The sequence below is a fragment of the Alistipes senegalensis JC50 genome (assembly GCF_025145645.1).
GTDB lineage: Bacteria > Bacteroidota > Bacteroidia > Bacteroidales > Rikenellaceae > Alistipes > Alistipes senegalensis.
In genome coordinates, this window is the sequence record NZ_CP102252.1 from 2815927 (window position 1) to 2828528 (window position 12602).

13 protein-coding genes are annotated in these 12602 nt (G+C 61.9%); 12 read left to right on the top strand and 1 reads right to left on the bottom strand.

Features of this window, described 5'->3' with window-relative positions:
• Positions 1 to 2 precede the first annotated feature (2 nt).
• From NQ519_RS11300 to rsxA, 12 genes are all read left to right on the top strand, one after another.
• Entirely contained in the window at positions 3 to 1379 is a 1377-nt protein-coding gene (locus NQ519_RS11300) for a methyltransferase RsmF C-terminal domain-like protein (RefSeq protein WP_019151052.1), read from the top strand.
• Between the two features lie 2 nt (positions 1380 to 1381).
• On the top strand, positions 1382 to 1942 hold the full coding sequence (locus tag NQ519_RS11305) for a MerR family transcriptional regulator (RefSeq protein ID WP_019151051.1): 561 nt from the start codon (positions 1382 to 1384) through the stop codon (positions 1940 to 1942).
• 10 nt (positions 1943 to 1952) lie between these two features.
• A complete protein-coding gene (locus tag NQ519_RS11310) occupies positions 1953 to 2744 on the top strand; it encodes a Nif3-like dinuclear metal center hexameric protein (RefSeq protein WP_019151050.1) in 792 nt (263 codons plus the stop codon).
• Between the two features lie 17 nt (positions 2745 to 2761).
• The gene (locus tag NQ519_RS11315; protein ID WP_019151049.1) at positions 2762 to 3523 is read left to right on the top strand and encodes a zinc ribbon domain-containing protein; all 762 of its coding nucleotides are present in this window, start codon (positions 2762 to 2764) and stop codon (positions 3521 to 3523) included.
• Positions 3524 to 3692: 169 nt separating this feature from the next.
• Positions 3693 to 5273: an NAD+ synthase gene (locus tag NQ519_RS11320; RefSeq protein WP_019151048.1), complete on the top strand. Its 1581-nt coding sequence runs from the start codon at positions 3693 to 3695 to the stop codon at positions 5271 to 5273.
• A 34-nt stretch (positions 5274 to 5307) separates the two neighbouring features.
• Positions 5308 to 5697, top strand: a complete 390-nt coding sequence (locus NQ519_RS11325) for a SoxR reducing system RseC family protein (RefSeq protein ID WP_227901117.1) — start codon at positions 5308 to 5310, stop codon at positions 5695 to 5697.
• Entirely contained in the window at positions 5697 to 6662 is a 966-nt protein-coding gene (locus NQ519_RS11330) for an RnfABCDGE type electron transport complex subunit B (RefSeq protein WP_019151046.1), read from the top strand. The genes NQ519_RS11325 and NQ519_RS11330 overlap by 1 nt, the downstream gene beginning before the upstream one ends.
• A 160-nt stretch (positions 6663 to 6822) precedes the next feature.
• Positions 6823 to 8169, top strand: coding sequence for an electron transport complex subunit RsxC (rsxC, locus tag NQ519_RS11335; protein ID WP_026076592.1), 1347 nt, complete (start codon positions 6823 to 6825; stop codon positions 8167 to 8169).
• 180 nt (positions 8170 to 8349) lie between these two features.
• Positions 8350 to 9411 (top strand): RnfABCDGE type electron transport complex subunit D, encoded by a 1062-nt coding sequence (locus NQ519_RS11340; protein ID WP_026076591.1) that lies wholly within the window; start codon positions 8350 to 8352, stop codon positions 9409 to 9411.
• Positions 9412 to 9424: 13 nt separating this feature from the next.
• On the top strand, positions 9425 to 10093 hold the full coding sequence (locus NQ519_RS11345) for an RnfABCDGE type electron transport complex subunit G (RefSeq protein ID WP_173390139.1): 669 nt from the start codon (positions 9425 to 9427) through the stop codon (positions 10091 to 10093).
• Positions 10086 to 10670, top strand: a complete 585-nt coding sequence (locus tag NQ519_RS11350; protein ID WP_026076590.1) for an RnfABCDGE type electron transport complex subunit E — start codon at positions 10086 to 10088, stop codon at positions 10668 to 10670. Before NQ519_RS11345 ends, NQ519_RS11350 begins: the two co-directional genes overlap by 8 nt.
• Positions 10671 to 10672: 2 nt before the next feature.
• Positions 10673 to 11251 (top strand): electron transport complex subunit RsxA, encoded by a 579-nt coding sequence (gene rsxA, locus NQ519_RS11355; RefSeq protein ID WP_019151041.1) that lies wholly within the window; start codon positions 10673 to 10675, stop codon positions 11249 to 11251.
• A 352-nt stretch (positions 11252 to 11603) separates the two neighbouring features.
• Here the strand turns inward: rsxA and NQ519_RS11360 are convergent, their stop codons facing one another.
• Positions 11604 to 12593: a family 43 glycosylhydrolase gene (locus NQ519_RS11360; protein WP_019151040.1), complete on the bottom strand. Its 990-nt coding sequence runs from the start codon at positions 12591 to 12593 to the stop codon at positions 11604 to 11606.
• Positions 12594 to 12602: the final 9 nt, after the last annotated feature.

The following is a 12602-nucleotide window of genomic DNA, read 5'->3' on the forward strand; positions in this document are numbered from 1 at the left end:
GGATGACGCTGCCTGCGAAATTCGTCGAACGGGTTCTGTACGACCTGGGTGAGGCGGAGGGACGCGCCCTCTGCGCCGCGCTCGACGGGGTACCGCCGGTGTCGGTGCGGGTCAATCCCGTGAAAGCGGCTCCCGGTGCGTTGCCCGCGCTGGAGATCGCCGGACAGGTGCCGTGGTGCCGCGACGGGCGTTACCTTGCCGTGCGTCCGTCTTTCACGCTCGACCCCGATTTCCACGCCGGGGCCTACTACGTGCAGGAGGCTTCGTCGCAGTTCGTGGGACACCTGTTGGAGGGCGTGCGGACCGAAGGGGTCCGCATCCTCGACTTGTGTGCGGCTCCGGGCGGCAAGACGACGCTCTACGCCTCGCTGGCCGGGCCCGGCGGACTGGTCGTCGCCAACGAGATCGACCGCCGCCGCGCCGCCGTGCTGGCGGACAACGTGCGCAAGTGGGGCACGGGCAACGTGGCCGTCACGACCTGCGAACCGCGTATGCTGGGCGACTTCGAGGCGTGGTTCGACATCGTGGCCGTGGACGCCCCCTGCTCCGGCGAGGGGATGTTCCGCAAAGACTGCGAGGCCCGCGGCGAATGGAGTGAGGGGAGTGTGAAACTCTGCGCGGCGCGTCAGGACGGCATCCTGCGCGAGGCGTGGCGGGCTCTGAAGCCGGGCGGAACGCTCGTTTACAGCACCTGCACGTTCAACCGCGACGAGGACGAGGGGGCGTTGGAGCGGATGCTCGCATGGGCCGGCGACGAGGTCGCCGAATCGGACGAGATCGCCGTGGAGGATGCGTGGGGCATCGTCTGCGGGCGTGTCGGGGCGTTCCGGACGTTCCGGTTCTATCCCCACAGGGCCTGCGGCGAGGGATTCTTCGCCGCCGTGGCCCGCAAGTCGTTCGACGCCGGGGGGCGTGCACGCACGCCGAAGGCGCGGCGCACGGTATTTGCGGCGGCGGATAGGAAGACCTCCGCCGAACTGGCCCGCTGGGTCCGGGAGCCGGACCGGATGTGTTTCGCGCAGGTCGCCGACACGTTCTATGCGTGGTATGCGGCGCAGTCCGACGCCGTGCGGGCGTTGTCCGAGGCGCTGCCCGTCATTTGTTCGGGCGTGGCGCTGGGGCAGGTCTTCAAAGGGACGCTGAAACCCGATCCCGCGCTGGCTCTCTTCGACGGGCTGAACCGCGGGGCGGTGCCCGTCGCGGAGCTGGACGAAGCGGAGGCGCTGCGCTACCTGCGCAAGCAGGAGATCGCCGCCGCAGGGCTGGCCGAAGGGGTGAATCTCGTCTGCGCGCGGGGGCGTGCGCTGGGATTCGCCAAGCGGATCGGCGCCCGGGTGAACAACATGTATCCCAATTCGTTGCGAATCATAAAACAATAGATATGGCCGAAAAACTTTATTATTCGATGGGCGAGGTGGCCGAGATGTTCGATGTCAATACGTCGCTCATCCGCCACTGGGAGTCGCAGTTCAGCATCCTCCGCCCCAAGCGCAATAAGAAAGGCAACCGCCTCTTCTCGCCGCAGGACGTTGAGAATCTGAAGCTGATCTACCATCTGGTCAAGGAGCGCGGCATGACGCTCGAAGGGGCCCGCAAGGCGCTCCGCAAGGGGCCTGCCGGGAGCGGCGTGGACCGCGACGCCGAACTGATGGAACGTCTGCAACACATCCGCGCCCTGCTGGTCGAGGTCCGCGAGGACCTGAAAGCCGGGGAGGGGGAGATCGTGGCCGATACGGACGACGCCGCTGAGGACGGGACGCCGGAGGCCGCTCCCGTGCGCCGCCGTGCCAAGGCTGTGGTGAAGATCGACGAATCGACGGGCGGGGAGCTTTCCGATGACGGACAGGCCGCTGCCAAACGCACCGTCCGCAAGCCCCGCCGCAAGAAGGAGGAGGTCGAGCACAAGGAGCTGTTCGCGTTCTACGAACAATCGTTGTTTTAAGGAAAAACCTATGAAGATCAGTCAGATAACCGAAGTCATCGAACGCTTCGCCCCGCTGGGCTGGCAGGAATCGTATGACAATGCCGGACTTATCGTCGGGCGTCCCGACGACGAGGTCCACAAAGCCCTGCTGGCCGTGGATGTCACGGAAGAGGTGCTGGACGAGGCCGAAGCCGAGGGGTGCGACATCGTGCTGACGCACCATCCGATCGTCTTCCATGCGCTCAAGCGTTTCAACTCCGCGGACCCCGTGCAGCGGTGCGTCGAGCGGGCCATCCGCAGCCGGATCGCCCTCTATGCCTGCCACACCAACCTCGACAGCGCCCCCGGAGGGATGAGCTGGCGGCTGGCCGGGATGCTGGGCGTCGGGAACCTCGAAGTGCTGCAACCCGCGGAAGTCGGCGGAGGCGTGGGGTTCGGCGTGGTGGGTGATCTGCCCGAAGCCGTCGATACCGTGGAGTTCATGCGGTTCGTCCGGCGGAAGCTCGGAGTGAAGGTCGTCAGACACAGCGACGTGGCGACTCCCGAGGTGCGCCGCGTGGCGGTCTGCACCGGTGCCGGGGCCTCGCTGATCGGCGACGCACGCCGCGCCGGAGCCGGAATCTACATCACCGCGGACTTGAAGTACAACGACTTCATGACACCCGATAAGGCCCTCACGGTAGTGGATATAGGCCATTTTGAGAGCGAATATTGCGTAATTGAGCTATTATTTGATATTTTATCGAAAAATTTATGTACCTTTGCGGTTCGCAAGAGTGAACACTCTCGCAATCCGGTGAATTATCTGGTGCAAGTCTAAACTATACAGTACATTATATGGCAACACAAAAGAAGACGGCCGAGGTTGATTACTCGATGCAGGAGAAGATCCTGGCGCTCTACGAGCTGCAAAAGATCGACAGCAAGATCGACGAGATCAACAAGGTGAAAGGTGAACTGCCTCTTGAAGTTCAGGATCTCGAAGACGAGATGGCCGGGATGAAGACCCGCATCGAGCACATCAACGCGGAGATCGAGGAGCTCAACACGCTCTCCAAGCAGCGCAAGCGCGAGGTGGACCAAGCCAAGATCATGATCGGCAACTACAAGGAGCAGCAGAACAACGTGCGCAACAACCGCGAGTTCGACGCCATCACCAAGGAGATCGAGTATCAGGAACTCGAAATCGAGCTGGCCGAAAAGCGTCTGAAAGAGTATGCTGCCGGTGTGAAGGTCAAGAAAGCCCAGCTGGAGGAGGCCGAGGCGCTCTCGAAGGAGCGCACCGCGGACCTCGGGGCCAAGAAGGCCGAGCTGGAGGGCATCGAGGCGGAAACCGCGCCGCTGGTGGCGGAGTATTCCGTGCAGGCCGACGGCGTCAAGGAGAAGATCGACGAGCGGCTGCTCGCCGCCTACGAGCGCATCCGCCGCAACGTCCGCAACGGACTGGCCGTGGTGACCGTGAAGCGCGATGCCTGCGGAGGGTGTTTCAACCGCATCCCGCCCCAACGTCAGGTGGACATCCGCCAGGGTAAGAAGATCATTATCTGCGAGTACTGCGGCCGTATTCTGGTGGCCGATCCCGAAGAATCGCAGGAATAGGGATTGCAGCGACGGCGAAAGGCTTCCGGTTTTCCGGGAGCCTTTCGTTCGTTTTTAAGAATTTTTGTAAATGGAAGAATGTTAATTTATTAACATTGAAATTTCTTCCGACTTTTGCAAATAATCCTTAACTTTGCGGAGTTGTAATGCCCCGACTTAAACTATCGCCATGAAAATAGCTATTGCCCAGTTGAATTACACGATCGGAGATGTGGACGGCAACGCATCGAAGATCATCGACTCGATCAACAAAGCGAAAGCACAGCGCGCCGACCTGGTGATCTTCGCCGAACAGGCCGTGAGCGGAACCCCTGCCTTCGACCTGCTGCGGAAAACGACCTTCCTCGAATTGTGCGAGGACGCATTGGTCGAGATCGCCTCGTGCTGCGACGGCATCGCCGCCATCGTGGGATTGCCGATCCTCACGAACAACGGCACGATCAGCGCCGCGGCGCTGATCCAGGACCGCAAGGTGCTGCGCTACGTCGGCAAGAAATACATCACGGCGCGCCGCGAGATGGGCTTCCTGACCCCCTCGAAGGGCTTCGAATACGCCACCATCAAGGGCCACAAGTGCGCCATCATCGTGGGCGACGATCTGAGCCGCGAGCACGATTTCGACCAGTCGGTCGAAACCGTCATCTCGATCAACGCCCGCAAGTACGGCAAGGGAACCATGACCTACCGGTATGAAATGATGCGCCATCTGGCGTTCGTCGAGGGCAAGAACCTCGTGCTGGTCAACCAGGTGGGCGGTTCGACCGACATCGTGTACGACGGTACGTCGGGGGCGATGAACGGCCGCGGCGAAGTGGTGCTGATGATGAAGAATTTCGAGGAGGATTTCCAGATCTTCGACACCGAGGCCGCTGCGGAGCCGATCGCTCTCCCCTCGACCTACAACGACCGCACGCGGCTGGTTTACGAGGCGGCCCGCTGCGGACTGCGCGATTTCTTCCGCAAGAACGGCTACAAAAAGGCTTCGATCGGCCTCTCGGGCGGTATCGACTCGGCCGTGGTGGCCTGCATCGCCGCCGATGCGCTGGGCGCGGAGAATGTCCGGGCGCTGCTGATGCCCTCGCCGTTCTCCTCTTTCGAGTCGGTGGAGGACGCCAAGGAGCTGGCCCGCAACCTCGGCATCGAATACAACGTCATTCCCATTTCCGAAATCTATACCAGCGTGGTGAACACCCTGAAACCCGTCATCGGCGGCACGGAGTTCGACGCCACGGAGGAGAATATCCAGACCCGCATCCGCACGGTGTTGCTGATGGCCTTGCAGAACAAGACGGACTACATCCTGCTGAACTCCTCGAACAAGAGCGAGAACGCGCTGGGACTCTGCACCCTGTACGGCGACACGGCGGGGGCGTTCAGCCCCACGGGCGACCTCTACAAGAGCGAAATGTACGACGTGGCCCGCTACATCAACCGTACGCAGGGCAATCCGATTCCCGAAAGCATCCTGACGAAAGAACCCTCCTCGGAACTCCATCCGGGGCAGAAGGACAGCGACATCCTGCCGCCCTACGAGGTGGTGGACGCCATTCTGACGCGCATGATCGAGGAGGGACAGCACCGCGAGGAGATCGTCAACGCGGGATTCGATTCGGAAGTCGTGGAGAAGATCCACGCGATGATCATGCACAACGAGAAGAAACGCTACCAGTTCCCGCCCGTGCTGCGGTTGTCGTCGTGCACTTTCGGTCACGAGCGGCTGATGCCCCTGACCAATAAATACGGAGATTAGCGGCGTGGCGGAACTGATCGAACACAGCGGCGTGGTGGAACGTACGGAGCGCGGCGCGGTCCATGTGCGTATCACCTCCCGGAGCGCCTGCGGAAGCTGCAAGGCCCGTCAGGCGTGCGGATTGGCCGAGGCTCAGGAAAAGGTCGTCGTCGTGGCGACCCCAGAGGCCGCGTCGTTCGCGGCGGGCGATGCCGTGTCGGTCGGCGTGCGTCGAAGCGCAGGCATGCGGGCCGTCGTGCTGGCATACGTCGGCGCCCTGGCGGTGCTCATGGCGGTGCTCGTGGCGGCCATTGCCGGCATGGGGTGGAGTGAAGGCGCAGGCGCCCTCGCGGCGATCGCCGGCGTGGGCGTCTACTATTTCGTGCTGTGGCTCTTCCGCGCGAAAATCGAACACACAATTCAATTTACAATAACTAAAATCTGATGGAAGTATTACTTTACACGATCCTGACGCTGTGCGCGCTGGGCGTGCTCTCGGCGGTGATCCTCTATTTCGTGGCCCAGAAGTTCCGGGTCGAGGAGGACCCGCGCATCGACGAGGTGGAGAAGATGCTCCCCGGCGCCAACTGCGGCGGCTGCGGATTCGCAGGCTGCCGGGGTATGGCCGATGCGCTGGTCAAGCAGGATGACATTTCGTCGCTGTTCTGCCCCGTGGGCGGCGGCGACTGCATGAAGGCCGTGGCTGCGTACCTCGGAAAGGCCGCTGCCGAGAAGCAGCCCGAAGTGGCGACCGTCCGCTGCGGCGGTACGTGCGAGAAGCGTCCCCGGACGAACGATTTCGACGGGGCCAAGTCGTGCGCCGTGGCTTCGTCGCTCTATGTGGGCGAGACGGGCTGTGCGTTCGGCTGCCTCGGATTCGGCGACTGCGTCGCGGTCTGCGCCTTCGACGCCATTCACATCAATCCCGCGACGGGGCTTCCGGAGGTCGATCCCGACAAATGTACGGCCTGCGGCGCCTGCGTGAAGGCATGTCCGAAAATGATCATCGAACTGCGCAAGAAGTGGCCCAAGAACCGCGCGGTTTACGTGTCGTGCGTCTCGAAAGACAAGGGTGCCGTGGTGATGAAAGCCTGCAAGGCCGGGTGTATCGGCTGCGGCAAGTGCGTGAAGGTCTGCGCCTTCGACGCCATCACCGTGGAGAACAACCTCGCCTACATCGACCCGCAGAAGTGCAAGCTGTGCTGCAAGTGCGTGAACGAGTGCCCCACGGGCGCCATCCGGCTGGTCGGCATGGACCCGCTGCCCAAGGCCCCGAAGGCCGCCCCTGCGGCTCCGGCTGCCCCTGCGGCTCCCAAGGCCGAAACGGCCCCTGCGGCGGAGAAACCTGCGGCTCCCGCGGCCCCGAAGGCCGAGGCTGCGCCTGATACGAAAGTTCCGTCGGAGTCGTGATTTTCCGCTGTAAGCGGACTTAAGTCCCCTCCGAAGAGGGGATTTAGGGAGGGTCGGAATAAAGACGCCGCCTTGGCGGCGAATGGTAAAACCCTCCGGTCCGGAAAAGTGGAACGAAAACAAATTCGGTTTTAGAAACGTAAAAACGAACCAATAATATATGAAGACATTTCCAATGGGCGGAGTCCATCCGTCGGAAAATAAGCTGAGCTGCGCCAAACCGATCGAGGTTCTGCCGCTGCCCGAGGTGGTGACGATTCCCCTCGCGCAGCACATCGGGGCTCCCGCCGTGGCCAAGGTCGCCAAGGGCGACAAGGTGCTGACGGGACAGCTCATCGCCGAAGCCGGCAGCTTCATGTCGGCGAACATTCACTCCCCGGTGTCGGGAACGGTCACGGCCGTGGATATGGTTCCCAACGGCCAGGGCCTGCGCCAGATGATGATCACGATCAAGCGCGAGGGCGACGAGTGGGCCGAGGGCATCGACCGCTCGGAGACGCTGGTGAAGGTCTGCCCCCTCTCGGCGCAGGAGATCGTCGCCAAGATCAAGGACGCCGGTATCGTCGGCATGGGCGGCGCGACGTTCCCTACGCACGTGAAGCTCTCGGTGCCTCCCGGTAAGAAGGCCGAGTGCGTCATCATCAACGGCGTGGAGTGCGAACCCTATCTCACTTCGGACCATCGCACGATGCTGGAGCACGGCGAGGAGCTGGTGGTCGGCGTGACGATCCTGATGAAGGCCGTGGGCGTGGAGAAAGCCTATATCGGCATCGAGAACAACAAACCCGACGCCATCGCGCACCTGAAGCAGATCGCGGAGGGATACAAGGGTATCGAGGTGGTGCCTCTGAAAGTGAGGTACCCGCAGGGCGGTGAGAAACAGCTCATTGCGGCCGTCACGGGCCGTCAGGTGCCGCCCCCGCCCGCGCTGCCCATCGACGTGGGCGCCGTGGTGTGCAACGCTTCGACGACCGTGGCCGTCTACCGCGCCGTGCAGAAGTCGATGCCGCTGATCGAGCGCGTGGTGACCGTCACGGGCAAACGTCTGAAGGAGCCCAAGAACCTGCTGACCCGCATGGGTACGCCGGTTTCGGCATTGCTGGAGGCTGCCGGGGGTGTTCCCGACGAGCCTGCGAAGGTGATCAACGGCGGTCCGATGATGGGTCGTGCGATGGTCAACCTCGACTCGCCCGTCACGAAGGGGTGTTCGGGAATCACGGTCCTTTCGGGCCGCGAGGCCGTGCGCCGCGAAGCCGCGCAGTGCATCAAGTGCGCCAAGTGCGTGTCGGCCTGCCCGATGGGTCTGGAACCCTATTACCTCTCGAAAATGACGCAGAAGAAGGGATGGGACGTGCTGGAACAGCAGATGATCACCTCGTGCATCGAGTGCGGATGCTGCCAGTCCACGTGCCCCTCGTACCTGCCGCTGCTGGACTGGATACGTCTCGGAAAACAGACCGTGATGGGAATTATCCGCGCACGCGCTGCCGCAGCGCCGAAAAAATAAGGGTGGATTTCCGTTCCGAAGATTCCGGCCCGGCGGCCGCTTGCGGCCGTAAGTCCCTCCCGAGGGAGGGGTTTAGGGTGGGGCAGGATTTGTAAACGCGGCTGCAAGCCGCGGGATGATGCCTCGGGAATGGCAGGAACGGTCCGATAATACGAAGAATGTAAAATTATAGTATAACTTATGGCAAACAAACTCATTGTAGCTCCTGCGCCGCATGTCCAGACCTCGCAGTCAACGGCACGGATCATGCGCGACGTGGTGATCGCGCTGATGCCTGCGCTGGTCGTCTCGACCGTGGTGTTCGGAGCCGACGTGCTGCGCGTTACGGCCCTTTCGGTGGCGGCGTGCGTGGCGTTCGAGTACCTGATTCAGAAATTCCTGGTCCGCGGCGCGGTGACCGTCACCAACTGGTCGGCCGCGGTGACCGGCGTGCTGCTGGCCTTCAACCTTCCGGCGTCGATTCCCTGGTGGATCGTCGTGATCGGCGCGTTCGTGGCGATCGCCATCGCCAAGATGACTTTCGGAGGTCTCGGCAAGAATCCTTTCAATCCTGCGTTGGTGGGCCGCGTGTTCCTGCTGATCGCCTACCCGGTGCAGATGACCACCTTCCCGATGCCGGTGAACGGCGCGTTCGACGCCCTTTCGGGCGCCACGCCGCTGGCCGCCGTGAAACAAGGGGTTTTGGACTCCGGGGCCGTAGGCACTCAGGAATTGCTGCTGGGTAACATCCCCGGTTCGATGGGCGAGGTGGCCGCGCTGGCGCTGCTGTGCGGCTTCGTCTACCTGCTGTGGCGGCGCGTCATCACGTGGCATATTCCCGTGACGGTACTCGTGACGATGGCTGTGTTCGCATTCATTGTGGCTTGTTTCAAAATTGATTCGGCTTTTCAATACGCTAGTGTGGATGAATTGAAGCTTCATGCGGTAATGTCTGATATGTCGTTTTTTGACTATTATCTGTCGTTTCTGAAACCTTATGCGCCTTATTTCGGCTTTGCTTTGTTCCACGTGCTGGCTGGAGGTGCGGTCCTCGGAGCCGTGTTCATGGCGACGGACTATTCCACGTCGCCGATGACCGTCAAAGGCGGGGTGATCTTCGCCGTGGGAATCGGCGCGATCACCATGTGCATCCGTCTGTGGGGCGCCTATCCCGAGGGCATGTCGTTCGCCATCCTCATCATGAACGCCTGCGTGCCCCTGATCAACAAGTATGTCAAACCCAAGCGCTTCGGCGTGAAATAACGGAGGTGGCAGTATGAAAAGCACACTTTTGAACATGACGGCCGTCCTCTTCGGCATCACCCTCGCGGCTTCGGCGGGAGTGGGCGTCGTCAACATGATTACCGAAGAGCCGATCGCCGCGGCCAAGGAGGCGGCGACGAAGGCGGCGCTTACGGAGGTACTCCCGGCGTTCGATGCGACGGAGGCCGAGGAGCTGACGATCGACGAAATGCCGATTACGGTCTATACGGCCACCAAGGAGGGCGCCGTGAGCGGATATGCCGTGCAATCGATGACTAAGCAGGGATTCGGCGGCGTGGTGCGCCTGATGGTGGGCTTTACGCCCGAGGGCGAGGTGGTGAACGTCAACGTGCTGGAGCAGACCGAGACCCCGGGTCTGGGAACCAAGATGGCCGACGAGGGCAACGTCCTGCTCGCCAGCGTCAAGGGACAGAAACTCGAGGAGAAGAAGCTCGTGAACGGCAAACTGGCCGTGAAGAAGGACGGCGGCGATGTCGATGCGCTGACCGCTGCGACCATCTCTTCGCGCGCCTATGTCGATGCGATCAACCGTGCATGGATGGCTTATAAGAGCGTCGTGACGGGCGAAGCCCCGGCGGACGCGGCATCCGGAGCGACGGCAGCGGCCGCCGCCGAACGAACCAACGGGCCTGAGGCTCAGGAAGGAGGTCAAAATGAATAAGTTGCAGATTATTTTGAGCGGTATCGTCAAGAATAACCCGACGTTCGTGCTGGTGCTGGGCATGTGTCCCACGCTGGGAACGACCACTTCGGCCGGGAACGGCATGGGCATGGGGCTGGCGACGATGGCCGTGCTGATCATGTCGAACCTCGTGATCTCGCTCATCAAGAACATCATTCCCGACAAGGTCCGCATTCCGGCGTTCATCGTCGTGATCGCCTCGTTCGTGACTATCATCCAGATGCTGATGCAGGCTTTCGTGCCGGCGCTGTACGATGCGCTGGGCGTCTTCATCCCGCTGATCGTGGTGAACTGCATCATCCTGGGACGCGCCGAGGCGTTCGCCTCGAAGAATTCGCCGTTCGACTCCGCGCTGGACGGCGTGGGCATCGGTCTGGGATTCACGCTGTCGCTGACGGTCGTCGGCGCCGTGCGCGAGATTCTCGGCAGCGGGGCCATCTTCGGCGTCAGCCTCGGAATCGCCGACTACACGCCGCTGATCTTCGTGCTGGCTCCCGGTGCATTCCTGGTGCTCGGATACCTTATGGTCTTGTTTAACAAATTAGCCAAGAAATAGTTATGGAGATTTCCTATTTTGCAATCATCATCGGCGCCATCTTCGTCAACAACGTCGTGCTGGCGCAGTTCCTCGGCATCTGCCCCTTCCTGGGCGTGTCGTCCAAGGTCGAGACCTCGATGGGCATGGGAGCCGCCGTAACCTTCGTGATGGCCATTGCGGCCGTCGTGGCGTGGCTGATCCAGACCTATGTGCTTGTGCCGCTGGACATCGTCTACATGCAGACGATCGTCTTTATCCTCGTGATCGCGGCCCTCGTGCAGATGGTCGAGATCATGCTCAAAAAGATGTCGCCGTCGCTCTATCAGGCGTTGGGTATCTTCCTGCCTCTCATCACGACCAACTGCGCCGTGCTGGGCGTTGCGATCCTGATGATCCAGAAGGAGTTCAACCTCTTGCAGAGCGTCACCTACTCGGTGGCCACGGCCCTGGGCTTCGCACTGGCGCTGGTGCTCTTCGCCGGCATCCGCGAGCGTCTCGATTTCGAGGACGTTCCCAAGGCGTTCAAGGGCATTCCCATCGCGCTGATCACGGCCGGAATTCTGGCTATGGCGTTCATGGGATTCTCCGGTCTGGTCTGATTCCGACGGTTGCGGCGCCGGTCGCCGCATATTCCCCGAATTTCCGAACGGGCCTGCCCGGCAGGTTCCGCCCGTTTTCAAGCAGGGTTGCAGCTTCGAAAGCTGCAACCCTGCTCGCATATGGCCGCTGTTGGTCGGTACGGAACGGCTCCGATCGGCCTGCGCGGCGGGTTCTCCGCCTCCTTTCGGCATGGCCTCCTCTATGGATACGACAAGCCCCGGGGATCGTCGGTTTTGAGAACCTGCGAATCCCCGGGGCGATTTGCCGTCGGCGCGTTTATTCGGGCTTCGAATCTCTTCGGGCCGCGACGGATATTTCGGGCGGCCCGAAGAGCAGGGGCCGAATCCCGGATCAGAGGCGCGGCGATGCGGCCTGATTCGACGGATAGCCGTCATTGACCAGCGGCCAGCCGTCGGTCCAGTTCACCCGGTCGAGCATCAGGGTGCGGCTGCTCGGGCTGTTGACCCAGTAGGCGTGGTAGAGGAGCCAGTCCGTGCCGTCGCGGTCGGTTACGATCTCGGCGTTGTGCCCCGGTCCGGCGAAGGCTCCGTTGCCCTTCAGGACTGTTTCGTAATGGTTCGAGAGCATCTCCTCGCCGTTGCGGTCCACATAGGGGCCGAAAAGATTCTCGGAGCGTCCCACCACGACCGAATAGGTGCTGTTCAACCCGGAACAGCAACTGCCGGTTGAGGCGAAGAGGTAGTAGTAGTTTCCGCGTTTGTGGATGTATGTGGCCTCGAAAGCCGTGCCGGCGACCGGCTGAATGGTCGAGGTGTCCAGCGTGAGCCCGTCGTCCGACAGCCGGGCGCCCCAGATGCCGCGGAAACTCCCCCAGAAGAGGTATTTCGCGCCGTCCTCCTCGATGAAGAACGGGTCGATCGAGTTCAGACAGCCGATCTCCTTGCTGATGAACAGCTTGCCGTGGTTGATCCAGGGTCCTTCGGGCGTCTCGGCCTCGGCGACGCCGATGCCGCAGTCCTCGATGCCGCCCCACGAGGAGAGCGAATAGTAGAGCAGATAGCGGTCGCCGACATAGTTGATGTCGGGGGCCCATATCTCGCCGCCCTCCGTGAAGTCGGGGCGCGTGGCCTCGGAGAAGACCGTGCCGCACAGCGTCCAGTTGACCAGGTCGCGCGATTTCATGATCGGCACGTTGCGGACGGCCTCCGTCGCATAAAGATAGAACGTGTCGCCGTCGCGGATGACCGTGGGGTCCGGCATCTTCTGTGTCGTGACCGGGTTTTTGTAGGTGGACGGGTCGTATCTGTCGCCGGATGCCTCGTCGCACGAGGTGATTGCCGCCAGAGAAAGGGTCAGAAAGAGAAACAAATCGGTTCGCATAGGAATATT

Coding starts and splice junctions, on each gene's coding strand:
- NQ519_RS11345 (WP_173390139.1), top strand. CDS start 9,425: ATGAAAAGCACACTTTTGAACATGACGGCCGTCCTCTTCGGCATCACC.
- NQ519_RS11360 (WP_019151040.1), bottom strand. CDS start 12,593: ATGCGAACCGATTTGTTTCTCTTTCTGACCCTTTCTCTGGCGGCAATC.
- NQ519_RS11300 (WP_019151052.1), top strand. CDS start 3: ATGACGCTGCCTGCGAAATTCGTCGAACGGGTTCTGTACGACCTGGGT.
- NQ519_RS11305 (WP_019151051.1), top strand. CDS start 1,382: ATGGCCGAAAAACTTTATTATTCGATGGGCGAGGTGGCCGAGATGTTC.
- rsxA (WP_019151041.1), top strand. CDS start 10,673: ATGGAGATTTCCTATTTTGCAATCATCATCGGCGCCATCTTCGTCAAC.
- NQ519_RS11350 (WP_026076590.1), top strand. CDS start 10,086: ATGAATAAGTTGCAGATTATTTTGAGCGGTATCGTCAAGAATAACCCG.
- NQ519_RS11330 (WP_019151046.1), top strand. CDS start 5,697: ATGGAAGTATTACTTTACACGATCCTGACGCTGTGCGCGCTGGGCGTG.
- NQ519_RS11315 (WP_019151049.1), top strand. CDS start 2,762: ATGGCAACACAAAAGAAGACGGCCGAGGTTGATTACTCGATGCAGGAG.
- NQ519_RS11310 (WP_019151050.1), top strand. CDS start 1,953: ATGAAGATCAGTCAGATAACCGAAGTCATCGAACGCTTCGCCCCGCTG.
- rsxC (WP_026076592.1), top strand. CDS start 6,823: ATGAAGACATTTCCAATGGGCGGAGTCCATCCGTCGGAAAATAAGCTG.
- NQ519_RS11320 (WP_019151048.1), top strand. CDS start 3,693: ATGAAAATAGCTATTGCCCAGTTGAATTACACGATCGGAGATGTGGAC.
- NQ519_RS11340 (WP_026076591.1), top strand. CDS start 8,350: ATGGCAAACAAACTCATTGTAGCTCCTGCGCCGCATGTCCAGACCTCG.